At 57.5% G+C, this 15,758-nt stretch carries 14 protein-coding genes; 12 read left to right on the top strand and 2 right to left on the bottom strand.

Features of this window, described 5'->3' with window-relative positions; genetic code table 11:
• Window positions 1–47: 47 nt before the first annotated feature.
• Window positions 48–1,751 carry a hypothetical protein gene (locus tag ACJU26_RS12945; protein WP_414040045.1) on the bottom strand — a complete coding sequence of 568 codons (1,704 nt, stop codon included), beginning with the start codon at window positions 1,749–1,751 and terminating at the stop codon, window positions 48–50.
• Window positions 1,752–1,914: 163 nt separating this feature from the next.
• Between ACJU26_RS12945 and ACJU26_RS12940 the strand changes: the two genes are divergently transcribed.
• From ACJU26_RS12940 to ACJU26_RS12925, 4 genes are all read left to right on the top strand, one after another.
• Window positions 1,915–2,361, top strand: coding sequence for a DUF1841 family protein (locus ACJU26_RS12940; RefSeq protein ID WP_414040044.1), 447 nt, complete (start codon window positions 1,915–1,917; stop codon window positions 2,359–2,361).
• A 13-nt stretch (window positions 2,362–2,374) separates the two neighbouring features.
• On the top strand, window positions 2,375–4,168 hold the full coding sequence (locus tag ACJU26_RS12935; protein WP_414040043.1) for a M3 family oligoendopeptidase: 1,794 nt from the start codon (window positions 2,375–2,377) through the stop codon (window positions 4,166–4,168).
• 3 nt (window positions 4,169–4,171) lie between these two features.
• Complete coding sequence (fumC, locus tag ACJU26_RS12930) at window positions 4,172–5,545, top strand: class II fumarate hydratase (RefSeq protein WP_414040042.1); 1,374 nt, start codon at window positions 4,172–4,174, stop codon at window positions 5,543–5,545.
• Between the two features lie 215 nt (window positions 5,546–5,760).
• Window positions 5,761–6,891: a 3-deoxy-7-phosphoheptulonate synthase gene (locus ACJU26_RS12925; protein ID WP_414040041.1), complete on the top strand. Its 1,131-nt coding sequence runs from the start codon at window positions 5,761–5,763 to the stop codon at window positions 6,889–6,891.
• A 16-nt stretch (window positions 6,892–6,907) separates the two neighbouring features.
• Here ACJU26_RS12925 and metG read toward each other — a convergent pair whose 3' ends face one another.
• Window positions 6,908–8,950: a methionine--tRNA ligase gene (metG, locus tag ACJU26_RS12920; RefSeq protein ID WP_414040040.1), complete on the bottom strand. Its 2,043-nt coding sequence runs from the start codon at window positions 8,948–8,950 to the stop codon at window positions 6,908–6,910.
• A 130-nt stretch (window positions 8,951–9,080) separates the two neighbouring features.
• Between metG and rpmB the strand changes: the two genes are divergently transcribed.
• The 8 genes from rpmB to ACJU26_RS12880 all read left to right on the top strand — a co-directional run bounded on the left by rpmB (window position 9,081) and on the right by ACJU26_RS12880 (window position 15,699).
• Window positions 9,081–9,317 carry a 50S ribosomal protein L28 gene (gene rpmB / locus ACJU26_RS12915; protein WP_024892956.1) on the top strand — a complete coding sequence of 79 codons (237 nt, stop codon included), beginning with the start codon at window positions 9,081–9,083 and terminating at the stop codon, window positions 9,315–9,317.
• Window positions 9,318–9,328: 11 nt separating this feature from the next.
• On the top strand, window positions 9,329–9,484 hold the full coding sequence (gene rpmG / locus ACJU26_RS12910; protein WP_414040039.1) for a 50S ribosomal protein L33: 156 nt from the start codon (window positions 9,329–9,331) through the stop codon (window positions 9,482–9,484).
• A 222-nt stretch (window positions 9,485–9,706) separates the two neighbouring features.
• Window positions 9,707–10,732, top strand: coding sequence for a heat-inducible transcriptional repressor HrcA (gene hrcA, locus ACJU26_RS12905; protein ID WP_414040038.1), 1,026 nt, complete (start codon window positions 9,707–9,709; stop codon window positions 10,730–10,732).
• 72 nt (window positions 10,733–10,804) lie between these two features.
• Window positions 10,805–11,365, top strand: a complete 561-nt coding sequence (gene grpE / locus ACJU26_RS12900; RefSeq protein WP_414040037.1) for a nucleotide exchange factor GrpE — start codon at window positions 10,805–10,807, stop codon at window positions 11,363–11,365.
• A gap of 44 nt (window positions 11,366–11,409) precedes the next feature.
• Window positions 11,410–13,314 carry a molecular chaperone DnaK gene (gene dnaK / locus ACJU26_RS12895; RefSeq protein ID WP_414040036.1) on the top strand — a complete coding sequence of 635 codons (1,905 nt, stop codon included), beginning with the start codon at window positions 11,410–11,412 and terminating at the stop codon, window positions 13,312–13,314.
• Between the two features lie 66 nt (window positions 13,315–13,380).
• Window positions 13,381–14,523: a molecular chaperone DnaJ gene (gene dnaJ / locus ACJU26_RS12890; protein WP_414040035.1), complete on the top strand. Its 1,143-nt coding sequence runs from the start codon at window positions 13,381–13,383 to the stop codon at window positions 14,521–14,523.
• Entirely contained in the window at window positions 14,523–15,368 is an 846-nt protein-coding gene (gene dapB, locus ACJU26_RS12885) for a 4-hydroxy-tetrahydrodipicolinate reductase (protein ID WP_414040034.1), read from the top strand. Before dnaJ ends, dapB begins: the two co-directional genes overlap by 1 nt.
• Before the next feature lie 16 nt (window positions 15,369–15,384).
• Window positions 15,385–15,699 carry an antibiotic biosynthesis monooxygenase family protein gene (locus ACJU26_RS12880; protein WP_414040033.1) on the top strand — a complete coding sequence of 105 codons (315 nt, stop codon included), beginning with the start codon at window positions 15,385–15,387 and terminating at the stop codon, window positions 15,697–15,699.
• Window positions 15,700–15,758 lie beyond the last annotated feature (59 nt).

The raw sequence follows: 15,758 nt of genomic DNA, 5'->3' as shown, positions 1-15,758 counted from the left end.
CGGGGCTTTTGGGGTGCGCCCGGCAGGGCGTCCTCTTGGCAGCAGCCTTAGCTGGCTTTCAGGGACTTCATGAAAATCGTCGCAAAACGGATGAAGAACTTGAGCAGATACTGGGTGTCCTTGGCGAAGACGATTTTCATCAGACCAAAGATGCCGCCACCCTTGTTGGCTTCATTCTGCATTTCGGTTTTGGTCAGATCCAGCGCCTTGACGGCCTTGTCCACGCCGCTGGCGAATACGGCGTCTGAAGGGATCATGGGCACCACTTTGCTCATGACCATGTTGATCTTGCCAACCAAGCCGGCCTTCTGCAGATTGCCTACCAGCGCAAAAACTTCCGGCAGCATGTCGATCAGATGAGAATCATGGAGGCCTTGAACAATGTCCTTGATGCGCTGGTTGATGCTTTCCGCATCACCCTTGAGAGCCTTGGTACCAATCTGGGCGATTTCCATCCAGACCATGGCCCCTTGGCTGATGGTGCTACCAATGTGCTGAATGGTCCCGTCGTGCCACATTTCGGCCAGCAAATCCGCGCCGGTGCCAAAGGCAACATCGAGATCGCCGCGGGGGGTGAGGATATCTTCCAGGTGAATCCCCCTGGCTTCCAGGGCCCTGGCGGCGGACTGCAGGGAGCTTCCGACGGTTTCTGCCATTTTGAGGAGGCCGCCCACGCGATCGGCCAGGCTATCCGCGTTTCCCTGGGCCAGATTTTTCGCGCGTATGGCGATTTTCAGCCATTTTTCGGCTTCTTCGGCCAGGTCATCCAGTTTGTCGGGGAGGTCCATATCGCTGATGATGTCTTTTACCGTGGCAAAGCCATCCTTGCCCGCCTGGACAAAAAAACCGGCATTGGCGGCGTAACCGGCCAGGTGTTCTATCTGATCCAGCAAGCCCTCCACGCGGGTGACCATGTCTACGGAGCCATCACCCTGGGTGAGTTTCTTGACGCGTATGGCGACCTGCATCCAGCGATTACTGCCCGAACCTATGCTGGCCAGGGCGTTGCCCATGTTGGCACTTTCCAGCACATCCGGCATGGTGTCGCGCAGGGTGCCGATGGCGATATTCATCTGGCCACCCAATATTTCGGCCATGTCGAGCATGCCGCTCAGGCGGGTTCGCAGGTCGGGGGCGTTGCCCTGCATGAGGCGTTGGGCGCGCTTGGCCATCTGGATCCACTGATCGGCCATTTCCTGGATTTCGTCCAGACGGTCAGGCAAGTCCATTTGCCCCACCATGTCGCCCACTACGCCAACGCCTTGCTTGGCATTTTCCACCCAGTACTGAATGGTAGCCGTGCTGCTGTGAATTTTCTGCACCATTTCTTCGGGGTTTTCCCCGATGATCGGGCATTTCAGTTCCGCACTGAGGGCTGCCACAGAGGCAAAAAATCCGGAGCGCTGCAGATTGCCGAGAATCTGCAGTACTTCCTTGAGGGTTTTGTCCAGTTCGGCTTGCTGGGCATCGTTGATGAGGGCGCGGAGGCGGTCCAGCGGTTCTTCTTCGGAGTTGCCCTTGACAAAAGCCTGCAGGGATTCGGAAATGCCCTGGAGTTTTTCCAGGTAGGGCTGCAGGGTTTCCATCAGTTTGTCGGTGTCGATAGCCTGGGGGAGTTCGTTGAGGACATCGCGGAGCATCTGCAGCATATTCTGGACCTGCAGGGCTGCATCGCCGACTTTTCCGAGCCCTTCCCACTGGCGTTCATTGAGACTTACTACTGCTGCTGGTACTGTATTCGCGTTGGCCATGATGCGCTGATCTCCCGCTGAAATAATGCTGCGATAAGTGCTTTTAATGTAAACAAAGCAAGCTTTGTTTAAGACTTGCCTTATTTACCACAAAAAACGTTTCTTTCCTACCCATGTCAATGGATCCTATGATCATCAACGAGATATTTGCAGGCTAATTATTATGCTTTATGGCACTAAACGAGAAATATATCGGAAAGTCTTTCTGGACAGTTGGCGGGCTTTTCGCGCAGGGCGGCCGCTGGAGGGTGTGCAGACCCGCATTGTGGAGATCATCCTGGAGCACCCGGAATATCAGGCCTTGCTGGAAGATGCCGAGGGGGGGATGACGCGGGATTTTTTTCCGGAGCAAGGGCAGAGTAATCCCTTTCTGCACATGTCCCTGCATCTGGGTTTGGCGGAAATGTTGGCAATGCAGCAACCACAGGGTATCGTGCCACTTTACGCCCTGGCCTGTGAAAAACGCGGCAAAGTCGATGCAGAACATCTTTTTGTCGATTGTCTGGGTGAAATGATGTGGCAGGCCCAGCGGGTGGGGAGCGCACCGGATATGGGTGCGATGCTCGCCTGTGTGCGGCGCGGGTTAGGTTTGCCGGAGGTACAGGGATGAAGGAGAAAGTTTCATGGTAAAAACAGGGCAATCGACAACAGGCGCGGAACAGATCCATTGGCAGCTACAGGACCTGTATGCGGGTGTAGAGGATCCCCGGCTGGAAGCGGATATGGCTTGGGCCAACAGCGCCGCAGAAAACTTTGCCCGCCAGTATCGACCGGGCCTGGCCGATCTGGATGCCGGCGCATTGGCCGTCGCCCTGCAGAAACTGGAGGCCATTCGCCAGCGGATAGGCCGGGTAGGGGCTTTTCGCTATTTGAGCTATGTGACCCATGCCGATCAGCCCCGCTATGGCGCTGCCTTGCAGGCCTATGAAGAAGCCGCCACGAACATCAGCAACCAATTGATATTCTTTGATATTGCCTGGAATGCGATGGAAGATACCCGAGTGGAAGCATGGTTGCAGGACCCGGCTTTGGCGCACTGGGCGCATCTGCTGCGCAACTGGCGGAAATACCGGAATCATCTGCGCAGTGAAAGTGAAGAGCAGATTCTCTCGGAAAAACGGGTTACCGGCCGAGCGCTCTGGGAACGCCTCTTCGACGAAACCCTGACGGAAATGCGCTTCCAGTTGCGTGGCAAGGCCATGACCGAGCAGGAAGTCCTGACCTTGCTTTCCAATCCTGATCGGTCCTTGCGTCATGACGCGGCGGAGTCCCTGAGCACGGGGCTGGAAAGCCGCCTGCACACCCTGACCACCTGCTTCAATGCGGTTCTGGCCGACAAGGCCCTAGACGACCGGCTGCGGGCTTATCCCCACTGGTTGAGTGAACGGAATCTCAGCAATGAAATTTCCGACAGCATGGTGGAAGCTCTGGAAACGGCGGTAGTCTCCCGTTATTCCCTGGTGGCCCGTTATTATCGGCTCAAGGCCAAACTGCTCCGGATCTCGCCCTTGATGGACTATGACCGCTATGCACCGATTTCCAGCGAAGCCAGGCGCTATGACTGGGCGGAATGCCAGCGCATCGTGCTGGCAGCGGTCCATGATTTTTCTCCGGAACTGGGCGCCATCGGCCAGCGCTTCTTTGATGAACAGTGGATCGATGCGGCGCTGGCCCCCGGCAAGCGCGGCGGGGCTTTTGCCCATCCGGTGACCCCCGACGTGCATCCGTATCTGATGGTGAATTACACCGGTACGGTGCGTGATGTGATGACCGTCGCCCATGAACTGGGACATGGCATCCATCAGTATCTGGCCCGGGAGCAGGGCTATCTGAATGCGGATACCCCATTGACCACGGCCGAAACCGCTTCGGTGTTCGGGGAGATGCTGACTTTTGAACGCTTGATGCGCGAGGAGCAGGACCCGCAGCAACGGCTGACCCTGCTCTGCGGCAAAATCGAGGATACCTTCGCCACGGTATTCCGGCAGATGGCCATGCACCGCTTTGAAGTGGTGATGCATCGCGCCCGGCGTCATGAAGGGGAATTGAGCAAGGAACGCTTGGCCGAATTGTGGATGCAAACCCAGACCGAGCAGTTTGCCGACAGTATCCAGTTCAGCCCAGGTTACCGCTGGTGGTGGAGTTATATTCCCCATTTCATCAGCTCGCCGGGTTATGTCTATGCCTATGCTTTTGGAGAGTTGCTGACCCTGGCATTGATTCAGCGCTATCGGGATAACCCGGCCGGGTTCGTGCCCGGTTACATCGCCATGCTGAAACTGGGGGGCAGCAAGGCCCCGGCCGAGGTGGTCGCGGAAACCGGTGTCGATCTGGACAGTCCGCAATTGTGGTCACAGGCGCTGGATTACCTGACCAGCATGGTGGATGAGGCGGAAGCCCTGGCTGGAGTGCGCTGAGTCATGCGTCTGGAAAAAGACAGCATGGGGCTGGTGGAGGTGGCGGATGCGGCGCTCTGGGGCGCGCAAACCCAGCGCTCTCTCCAGTATTTTGCCATTGGCAGTGAAGGGATGCCTCTCGCGGTGATTCACGCCCTGGTCCGGATCAAGCGCGCCGCCGCCCAGGTGAACAGTGAACTGGGTCTATTGCCTGCCGATCTCGCCCGGAGCATTCAGGAGGCCGCCAGCGAAATTCTCGATGGCCGCTGGGATGATCAATTTCCCCTGCGCGTCTGGCAAACCGGTAGTGGTACCCAGAGCCACATGAATGTGAATGAAGTCATTGCCAACCGGGCCAATGAACTGGCCGGGCAGCCCCGAGGCAGCAAGTCGCCAGTGCATCCCAATGACCATGTGAATCTGGGGCAGTCTTCCAATGATACTTTCCCGGCGGCCATGCACATGGCTGCGGCCCTGGCCGTGCATCAGCAACTGTTGCCCGCACTGGTGGCCCTGAAAGACCTGTTGGCCGAAAAAAGCCGGGCTTTCGCGGCCATCATCAAGGTGGGGCGCACCCATCTGATGGATGCGGTACCCCTGACCCTGGGGCAGGAGTTTTCCGGCTATCAGGCCCAGGTGCAGATGGGCATTCAGGCGCTGGAACAGGCTTTACCCGGCCTCTATGGTCTTGCCTTGGGGGCTACCGCCGTAGGCACCGGGCTGAACTGCCATCCCGATTTTGCCCAGCGGGTTTGTGCCCAACTGCACAGTGAGCTGGGCTTGCCTTTTCATCCGGCGGGCAATTTCTTTGCGGCCCTGGCTGGCCACGAAGCCCTTCAGCAACTGAGCAGCAGCCTGCGCTTGACGGCCATGTCCTTGTTGAAAATCGCCAATGATATCCGCTGGATGGCGTCTGGCCCCCGGGCTGGTCTGGGGGAGTTGCGGCTTCCTGAAAATGAACCGGGCTCTTCCATCATGCCTGGCAAGGTGAACCCGACCCAGGCCGAGGCGCTGACCATGGTCTGCGTGCAGGTTTTTGGCAATGATGCGGCCATCGCCTTTGCCGCATCCCAGGGAAATTTCGAGTTGAATGTTTACAAGCCATTGATTATATATAATGTTCTGCAATCCATCCAGTTGCTGGGAGATGCAGTTCGTTCGTTTGCCAGGCACTGTTTGCAGGGTCTGGAACCAGTGGCAGAACTGTTGCAGGAAAACATGGAAAAATCCCTGATGCTGGTGACTTCCCTGACCCCGCTGATCGGCTACGAGCGGGCTGCGGCGGTTGCCCAGCATGCGCATCGTGCCCATTGCACCCTGCGCGAGGCGGCCATTGATCTGGGCTATCTCAGTGGCGAGGCTTTCGATGCCCAGATGCGTCCCGAGGATATGCTCTAGTCTCGGGGCAATATCCGCTCCAAGGTATCCTTGACAATCGCCGTTTTTAAAAGGATGGTGGTCATGCCGCTATTGCCCGTGCGGATGCCCTGTTCTGGAGCATGATCCACGGATCGTGCTATCCTTTGCCCCGGCTCATCTTGCCCCGACCCTGCCCCCTACCCAGGGATTTGGGGTCAAACAAGACCTTCATGCCATGCAAGAGGATGTAGAACATGATCCTGATTTTAGAAGCAGATCTGGCGGAGCAGTCGCCGGTTTTTCAACAGTTGCTGACCCGCCTCAAGGCCCTGCAAGATATCCAGTTCCGGATTCATCAGGAGCAGGGAGCGGAGCAGTTGCTCAGTGAAATTTACCTGATTGGCCATACCAAACAGTTGCGCGTGGAAGACATGGAAGCCTTGCCCGGTGTGAAGCAGGCCATCCGGGTTTCCCGTGAGTACCGCATGCTCGGCCGGCATTCCGGCGACCAGAGAGCGCAGGGTTTCGATTATAATGGCGTGCATTTTGGCCAGGATAATCTCAATGTATTTGCGGGGCTTTGTGCAGTGGACACCCGTGAGCATGTGGAACAGATGATGAAAGCCCTCCAGGACAATGGGCAGGTCTGCACGCGGATGGGCGCCTACAAGCCGCGTACCAGCCCTTACGCCTTCCAGGGTCACGGTAAGGCCTGTCTGCCTTACGTGTTTGAACTGGCGGGTAAATATGGTATCCGGGTGATCGCCATGGAAATCCTGCATGAATCCCATATGGATGAGATTCGTGAAGCTTTGGAAAAAACCGGCCATCCGACCGGGGTGATGCTGCAGATTGGCACCCGTAACACCCAGAACTTTGAACTGCTCAAGGCGGTAGGCCGACAGACCGAGTTTCCGGTGCTCCTCAAGCGCGGCTTTGGCATCACCCTCGAAGAGTCGCTCAATGCCGCGGAATATCTGGCTTCCGAAGGAAATACCAAGGTGGTGTTCGGACTGCGCGGCATGAAAAGCAATCTGGGCGACCCGCACCGCAACTTCGTGGATTTTGCCCAGGTGCCGACGGTCAAGCGCCTCACCCGGATGCCCGTCTGCATCGATCCTTCTCACTCGGTAGGCAGTCGGGAGGCGGGGCCTGACGGGATTCCGGACGTTTTTCAGGTGACGGCAGAGGGCGTCGTGGCCGGTGCCAACATGGTTCTGGTGGATTTCCACCCCGATCCCGCCACGGCTCTGGTGGACGGGCCCCAGGCCTTGCTGCTCCAGGAACTCCCCTGGTTCCTGGAAGATGTCCGCCTGGCCCGGGAAACCTACGAAGAGCGGGTGCTGCTGGCCGCCGCCCAGAGGGGGTTGGGGAATGAGGGCTAGATAGCACTACCGGGAATTATTTGACCCGCATCCCCGGCTGGGCGCCCGTATCGGGAGACAAAAGAAAAGGCCCGCCTTCCGGGCCGCTGGCGGCCATGACCATCCCCTCGGATAAACCGAAACGCATTTTGCGCGGGGCCAGATTGGCCACCATGACCGTGAGTCGTCCTTCCAGGCTGGCAGGATCGTAGGCGCTCTTGATGCCGGCGAATACCGAACGGGTTTGGGCTTCACCGATATCCAGGGTCAGATGCAGCAACTTGTCGGCACCCTCCACTGCCTCGGCCGCGACAATCCGGGCAATGCGCAAGTCGACCTTGCTGAAATCCTCGATGCTGATGGTGCTGGTATCATCGCCAGGGCTGGCCTTGGCCGCCGCGGGTGACTGTGCAGCTTTTGCCGGGCTGGTGATGGTGCTGGCAGGGGCAGCGGGGGCCTGAATCAAGGCATCCACCTGGTTTTTTTCCATACGCTGCAACAAATGGCTATAAGGTTGAATGGCATGACTCAGCAAGGGCTGGGCCAGTCCTGACCAGCTCAGTTCCGTCCGTAAAAACGCCAGGGATTTCCGGGCCAGCTCGGGAAGCACCGGACTCAGTAAGGTCACCAGCACACGAAAGCCATTGAGGGTGACGGTGGCGACACGGTGCAGATCTTCCCGCTGTTCGGGATTTTTGGCCATGGCCCAGGGGGCATTTTGATCCACATAGGCATTGATCTGATCGGCCAGCGCCATGATGTCGCGCATGGCCCGGCCATACTCGCGGCTTTCATAAGCCTCGCCGATGGCCTCCTGGTCGTGCAGCAGGCTGGTGTAAAAGGTCTGGTCTTTGCCGAGGGATGGAGCCAGTTGCCCGGCAAAAAAACGGTGAATGAATCCTGCTGCCCGTGATGCCAGATTCACCACCTTGCCGACCAAATCGCCATTCCCCTTGAGGAGGAAATCTTCCAGGTTGAGGTCGATGTCTTCGGCATGACTGTTCAGTCGAGTGGCAAAATAATACCGTAGAAATTCGGGGTTGAGCTGTTGCAGGTACTGTCCGGCGGTGATGGATGTCCCCCGGGACTTGCTCATTTTCGCGCCGTTGACGGTCATAAAGCCATGGGCAAATATGCCGCTGGGCAGGCGATGCCCGGAACCCTTGAGCAAGGCGGGCCAGAACAGTCCGTGAAAGTAGATGATGTCCTTGCCAATGAAATGATACACTTCGGCGCTGGCGTCAGGACCCCAGTAATCATTGAAATCGCGGCCATGGCTGGCGCACCAGTGGCGGGTGGCGGCCATGTAGCCGGGCAGGGCATCCAGCCAGACATAAAAGAACTTGCCCGGCGCATCGGGAATGGGGATGCCGAAATAGGGCGCGTCCCGGCTGATGTCCCAGTCGGCCAGGCCAATGCTGAACCATTCGTCCAGTTTGTTGGCCATTTCTTCCTGGAGCACACCACTGTGAATCCACTGTTTCAGGAAGGCGCTAAAATCACCCAACTGGAAGAAGTAATGCTCGGACTGCCGGCGTTCGGGAACCGCACCCGATATGGCCGAAACCGGATTGATCAGGTCGATGGGGCTATAGGTGGCGCCACAGACTTCGCAACTGTCTCCGTATTGATCGGCAGCCTTGCAACGGGGGCAGGTACCGCGAATGAAGCGGTCGGGCAGAAAAATCCCCTTCACGGGATCGTAGGCCTGTTCGATTTCCCGGATGTTGATGTGGTCCGCGCTGCGCAGAGCGCGATAAATTTCCTGGGATATTTCAAAATTTTCTGGAGAGTGGGTGCTATGGTAGAGGTCAAAGCTGATACCGAAGCCGGTAAAGTCGCGCAGATGCTCTGCGTGCATGCGGTCAATCAAGGCCTCGGGGGTGATGCCTTCACTTTGGGCGCGGAGCATGACGGCTGTTCCATGGGCATCATCGGCACAGACATACACACAATCATGACCTCGTAGCCGCTGATAGCGAACCCAGATGTCCGTTTGGGTATATTCCACCAGATGACCGATATGAATCGGGCCATTGGCATAGGGGAGGGCGCTGGTGATCAGGATGCGTTTTGTCATAGTAGCCATAAATTACAGGGGAAGCGCTTGTCAGGCAATGCTGCGAGAGGGCTGTTGGGGGATTTTTGATGCTGGCAGCCAGTGCCGATCCGTGGTATAAAGAGCGCCATTTTTCAGGGAGATTGATCTGATGTCCAGAGTTTGCAAGGTGACCGGCAAGAAGCCCATGGCCGGAAACAATGTTTCGCATGCCCACAACAAGACCCGTCGGCGTTTTCTGCCGAACCTCCAGTATCATCGTTTCTGGGTGGAAAGTGAAAATCGCTGGGTGCGTATGCGGGTGAGCACCAAGGGTATTCGTACCATCGACAAGAAGGGCATTGATGCGGTTCTGGCTGAACTGCGCGCTGCCGGCGAAAAAATCTGAGGATTTGACTGATGCGCGACAAGATCAAAATGGTTTCCACGGCCGGTACCGGTCATTACTACACCACGACCAAAAACAAGAAAACCACGCCGGACAAGCTGGAAATGAAAAAGTACGATCCCAAGGTCCGCAAGCACGTGGCTTACCGGGAAGACAAAATCAAGTAATTTTCTGTGCCTCCCTGTGCTCTGCCCTGATTTTTCAGGAAGGGTCGGCCCGGTTCTTTGCTCAACCATCCTTTTTTTGCTAAGTTACTAGCACTCCTGATGGTTGAGTGCCAATGGCCATGGTTCGACTATGTATAGTGTTTCCCACGTTTTTTTCTCTGTCTTTCCAGGGTGTCTGCTCCTGACAACCTTGGTTGCTGAGTGGTGTCGGAGAAAATTCTGATGGTTCTGGATGAACGTGCCCGTCATCTGCTCAAATCCCTGGTCGAGCAGCATATAGCCAATGGTATTCCAGTAGGCAGCCGACAACTGGCAAAAGATGCCGGTTTGAAAATCAGCCCTGCTACAGTCCGCAATGTCATGGCAGATCTGGAAGATGAGGGTTACCTGATTGCTCCCCATACTTCGGCTGGGCGCATTCCCACCCACGTGGGCTATCGTTTTTTTGTGGATGCCTTGCTGCGGGTGGTACCCTTGTCCACCCAGTCTCACCAGTTGCTGGTGCATCGCATTGGCCACCATATTCCCGATACTGAACAGGTACTCCACGCCGCTACGGAAGTGCTGTCCGAATTGACCCACATGGCCGGATTCGTACGGGTGCCGCGCCGCGCCAATCAGACCTTGCGTCATGTGGATTTTCTGGCGTTGCGGGAAAAGGAGGTCCTCGCCATTTTTGTGACGGACAAGGGCGATGTGGAAAACCGTCTGATTCGCACCGAACACGCACTGAGCGCCGCCGAGCTCAACCAGGCCGCCAATTTTTTCAATGCGAGCTACGGCGGCCGTCCTTTACAGGAGGTCATTCAGCACCTGCAGCGGGATTTACAGCAATTCCGCCACGAGATGGACCGCATCTTGCGCAGCGCCATGGAACTGGGCGAGGAGATGCTGGAAGAGGACCAGCAGCGGATGCTGATCGAAGGCGAATTTCAATTGCTCGACCTGCCCGAACTGGCCGGCAGTGAGCGTTTGCGGGAGTTACTCAATGCCGTACGGCAAAAGCGGGATCTGGTACATTTGCTGGACGGCAGCATGCGTGGCAGTGAGCTGCGTTTGTTTATTGGCGAAGAGTCCGGCTTTGCTCCCTTGAGCGATTGCAGTGTGGTGTCTGCACCCTATATTGTGGACGGTGAAGCGCTGGGCGTGCTGGGCGTGATCGGGCCGATGCGGATGCCCTACCAGCAGATCATACCGCTAGTGGATGGAGCCGCCCACTTGCTGGGACGGGCTTTATCCCAATCGTGATCCCGGCGACTTGAAAAGTTTCCGACTTCTCCCCATATGAGAAAAACCCAACGAGTCAGGAGTGAATTGCCCATGAGTGAACGTGAAGAAGAGAAACCCGTGTCATCTTCAGAAGCAGACAAAGTGGCAGAAACCAGCGAGTCCGCCGAAGTGGTGGAAACCAGCGAGGCAGACACCGTCAATTGGGAAGAAAAGGCCGAAGCCTACCGCAACGATTATTTGCGAGCTTTGGCGGATGCTGAAAATCAGCGCAAGCGTTCGGAAAAACAGATAGAAGATGCGCGCAATTATGCCGTCGACCGCTTTGTCCGAGATTTGCTGCCGGTCATCGATAGTCTGGAATTGGCACTGGCGACGCCTCTGGAAGGCGATGAGGCGGTTTCCCAGTTTCGCCAGGGCATCGAAAACACCCTGACGCTTTTTTCCCAGGCCTTGGGAAAAGCCGGTATCGCCCCCATAGAGATGGGCGAAGGGCGTTTTGATCCGCACCTCCATCAGGCGATTGCCATGGTGGAAGCAGAAGGGGATGCCAACCGGATTCTTGCCGTACATCAGAAAGGTTATCTCATGCATGACCGTCTGTTGCGGCCGGCCATGGTTTCGGTGTCCAAGGCACCTAAAACGACATCATAACGACCCGGAAATATTGATAAATCTTTTATTCAGGAGAACAGCTAATGGCTAAGGTAATCGGCATTGATTTGGGGACCACCAATTCCTGCGTCGCGGTCATGGAAGGCAACAAGGTCAAGGTCATCGAGAACAGCGAAGGCAAGCGCACCACCCCTTCCATTGTCGCCTTCACCGAAGATGGCGAAGTGTTGGTGGGTGAAGCGGCAAAGCGTCAGGCGGTGACCAACCCGGAAAATACGATTTATGAAGTGAAACGTCTGATCGGGCGCAAGTACGACGATGCCGAAGTGCAGAAAGATCTGAAACACGTTCCCTACAAAATAGTGAAGGCCGAAAACGGCGATGCCTGGGTGGAAGTGCGCGCTAAAAAATATTCCGCGCAGCAGGTTTCCGCCTTCATCCTGCAGAAAATGAAAAAAACGGCGGAAGACTACCTGGGTGAAACCGTCAGTGAAGCGGTGATCACCGTACCTGCTTACTTCAACGACGCCCAGCGCCAGGCCACCAAGGATGCGGGCCGGATTGCCGGTCTGGAAGTGAAGCGCATCATCAATGAGCCCACCGCAGCCGCCTTGGCCTTTGGTGAGGACAAAAAGCCCGGAGACAGCAAAATCGCGGTCTATGACCTGGGTGGCGGTACTTTTGACGTGTCCATCATCGAAATTGCGGAAATGGATGGCGAACATCAGTTCGAGGTCCTGTCCACCAATGGTGACACCTTCCTGGGTGGTGGCGACTTTGATAACCGCGTCATCAATTATCTGGCGGATTCGTTCAAAGCCGAATCGGGTATTGACCTGCGCAATGATCGTCTGGCCATGCAGCGGCTGAAGGAAGCCGCGGAAAAAGCCAAAATCGAGCTGTCTTCCTCCCAGCAGACCGACGTCAACCTGCCCTTCATCACGGCCGACCAGAGTGGCCCCAAGCATCTGAACATGAAGTTGACCCGGGCCAAGCTGGAATCCCTGGTGGAAGACATCATCGACCGCAGCATGGCCCCCTGCCGGGTGGCCATGAAGGATGCCAACCTGTCCACCAGCCAGGTGACGGACGTGATTCTGGTCGGTGGTCAGAGCCGGATGCCCAAAGTGCAGGAGAAGGTGAAGGATTTCTTCGGTCAGGAACCACGCAAGGATGTGAATCCTGATGAAGCGGTGGCCATTGGTGCGGCCATTCAGGGCGCGGTGTTGTCCGGCGACAAGAAGGACGTGCTGCTCATGGACGTGACGCCTCTTTCTCTGGGTATCGAAACCCTGGGCGGAGTGATGACCAAGCTGATCGAAAAAAACACCACCATACCGACCCGCAAGTCCCAGGTGTTCTCCACGGCGGAAGACAACCAGTCGGCGGTGACGGTGCATGTCCTGCAGGGCGAACGGGAATTGGCCCGGGACAACAAGTCCCTGGCCCGCTTCGATCTGACGGACATTCCCCCCGCGCCCCGCGGCATGCCGCAGATCGAGGTGACTTTCGACATCGACGCCAACGGCATCCTGCATGTTTCGGCCAAGGACAACCAGACCGGCAAGGAACAGTCCATCAAGATCACCGCCGGTTCCGGCCTCTCCGAGGAAGAAATCAAACGGATGATTGCCGAGGCCGAAGCCCACGCTGCGGATGACAAGAAAGCCCGGGTCCTGATCGAGGCGCGGAATGAAGCCGATGCCAGCATCCACGGTGCCCGCAAGGCGCTGGATGAACATGCGGCGGCTCCTGAAGCGGACAAGGCCAAGGTTACCGAAGCCATCGCGGCGGTGGAAAGGACGGTCAAGGGTGAAGACGCCGAGGCCATCAAAGGTGCCGTCGCCAGCTTGATGGCAGCCATGTCCACACTCTTGCAGAGTGCGGCTGGCAGTCAGGCGGAACCTGGTGCTGCAGGACCGGGTGAAGGCCAGGCCAAGGCTGATGACGTGGTCGATGCGGAGTTTGAAGAAGTCGACAAGAAGTAATTCAGACCTTGGTGATAAGGGGGCAGGATCTGGTATCCTGTCCCCTTGCCTGTTTCGGGATAAAAAATGGCTACACGCGATTATTACGAAATTTTGGAAATTGCCCGCACGGCGGATGAGGGGGAAATCAAAAAATCCTACCGCCGTCTGGCAATGCGCTATCATCCCGACCGCAATCCCGATGATCCCGGCGCAGAAAATCGCTTCAAGGAAATCAACGAAGCTTACGAGGTGTTGTCCGACCCTTCCAAACGTCAGGCTTACGATCGCTTTGGACATGCCGGTGTGCAGGGCGGCGCTGGGACCGGCGCTGGTTTTGGAGGAGGTTTTGGTGGTTTTGGTGCCGGCGGCGGAGGCTTCGGCGATATTTTCGGCGATTTGTTTGAGCAGGCTTTCGGTGGCGGACGTGCCCAGGATTCCGGGCGTGGCTCGGACTTGCGCTATGAGTTGAACCTGACCCTGGAAGAAGCGGCGCTGGGCAAGACCGTCACCATCCAGATTCCGAGTTCGGCACCCTGCGAAGTCTGTCATGGTAGCGGAGCAAGGCCCGGCAGCAAGGTGGAAGATTGCAGTACCTGTGGCGGCCGTGGGCAGGTACGCATGGTCCAGGGCTTCTTCTCGGTGACCCGGCCCTGCCCCCAGTGCAATGGCAGCGGTAAAACCATCAAGGAGCCCTGCACGGCCTGTCAGGGGCATGGAAGAGTGCGCAAGACACGGGATCTGGAAATCAAGGTGCCAGCGGGAGTGGATACCGGCGACAGCATTCGCCTGAGCGGCGAAGGAGAAGCCGGGGAACGGGGTGCGCCAGCGGGTGATTTGTATATTCAGGTGCGGGTACAGCCCCACAGTCTGTTTGAGCGCGATGGCGATGATCTGCATTGTGCGGTTCCGGTGAGCTTCACGACCATGGCCATGGGCGGCGAGCTGGAAGTACCGACCCTGACGGGTCGGGCGAAAATCCAGATTGCTCCGGGAACCCAGTCAGGGGTGGTTTTCCGCTTGCGCGGCAAAGGCATCAAGGGGGTACGCAGCAAATTACATGGCGATCTGCATTGTCGCCTGCAGGTGGAGGTGCCCGTCCATTTGTCGGCACGGCAAAAAGAACTGCTGGAAGAATTCGCCAGCACTACCGGAGATCAGACCCAGCATCCCCAGCAGGAAAGCTGGTGGAACAAGGCCAAGGACTTTTTTGACCGGATGGGCCTCTGATGGACCAGCGAACACGCCTGGCCATCACGGCGGTCTCGGGACGCATGGGGCGGGCGCTGATTCAGGCTTTGGTGGCGCGCAGTGACCTGCAACTGACTGCCGCCATTGGCCGTTCGGGCGCGGAATATCTGGGGCAGGATGCTGGGCAACTGGCCGGCGTGCAGACGCTGGGGGTGCCGGTGACCGCAGAGCTGGCGGCCGTGCTCGACCAAGTGGATGTGGTCATCGAGTTCGGCCCGGTGGAAGCGGCTCTGGCCCATGTGGCCGCTTGCCTGCAGCACAAAACGCCCATGGTCATCGGGACGACGGGCTTTGCTCCGGAACAGCAGGAGACCTTGCGGGCCGCCGGTCAACAAATCCCCTTGCTGCTGGCGCCCAACATGAGCGTTGGCATCAATGTGCTCCTGGCCTTTCTGCCAGCCATTACCCAGGCGCTGGGTGAGGGTTACGATGCCGAGATTGTAGAAGCCCATCATCGCCATAAGGTGGATGCGCCATCGGGAACCGCCCTGGCCTTGGGCCGGGCGGTGGCCCAGGGCCGGGGCGTGGCGCTGGAAGAGGTGGCGTGCATGAATCGCAATGCCATCGGCGGACCGCGCCAGGATGGCAGCATCGGCTTTGCCACCCTGCGGGCCGCGGATGTGGTCGGTGAGCATACGGTATGGCTGGCGGGGGCGGGTGAGCGTCTGGAATTGACCCATCGCGCCGCCAGCCGCCTGAATTTTGCCGAGGGCGCCCTGCGGGCGGCGCGCTGGTTATCTCAACAACTGCCGGGTTTTTACGATATGCAGGATGTGCTTGGCTTGAAACGGGGGCCAGTCCTGTCTTTTTCTCTGTCTGAGTGAACGAGGAGCCTTTATCATGCAATATGTTGTCGCGAATCGGGTACCTGTGAAAGCCGAATATCGGGCTGAATTTGAGGCACGTTTTCAGAAACGTGCCGGCGAAGTGGACAAACAGCCGGGCTTTGTGCGCATGGAAATTCTGCGTCCGGTCAATGACGATGGCGTGTATGTGGTGCTGACCCATTGGGCGGATCAGGCGGCTTTTGAGGCATGGCTGAAAAGTGACGATTTCAGGACGGCCCATGCCAACCCTCTGCCCAAGGAAGCTTTTGGTGAAGGGGGTGGGCTGGAGCGCCACGAAGTGGTGATCAGTGCGGAGGCACCCCGCTGATCCCCAGCAAACGGATTTTTGCACATACACCGGTTAATATGACGGCAACTTTGGATGCC

It is taken from the genome of Acidithiobacillus sp. M4-SHS-6 (assembly GCF_047421495.1).
GTDB lineage: Bacteria > Pseudomonadota > Gammaproteobacteria > Acidithiobacillales > Acidithiobacillaceae > Acidithiobacillus.
Note: the sequence above shows the minus strand (reverse complement) of the source record. Positions and strands in the feature narration are given on the sequence as shown.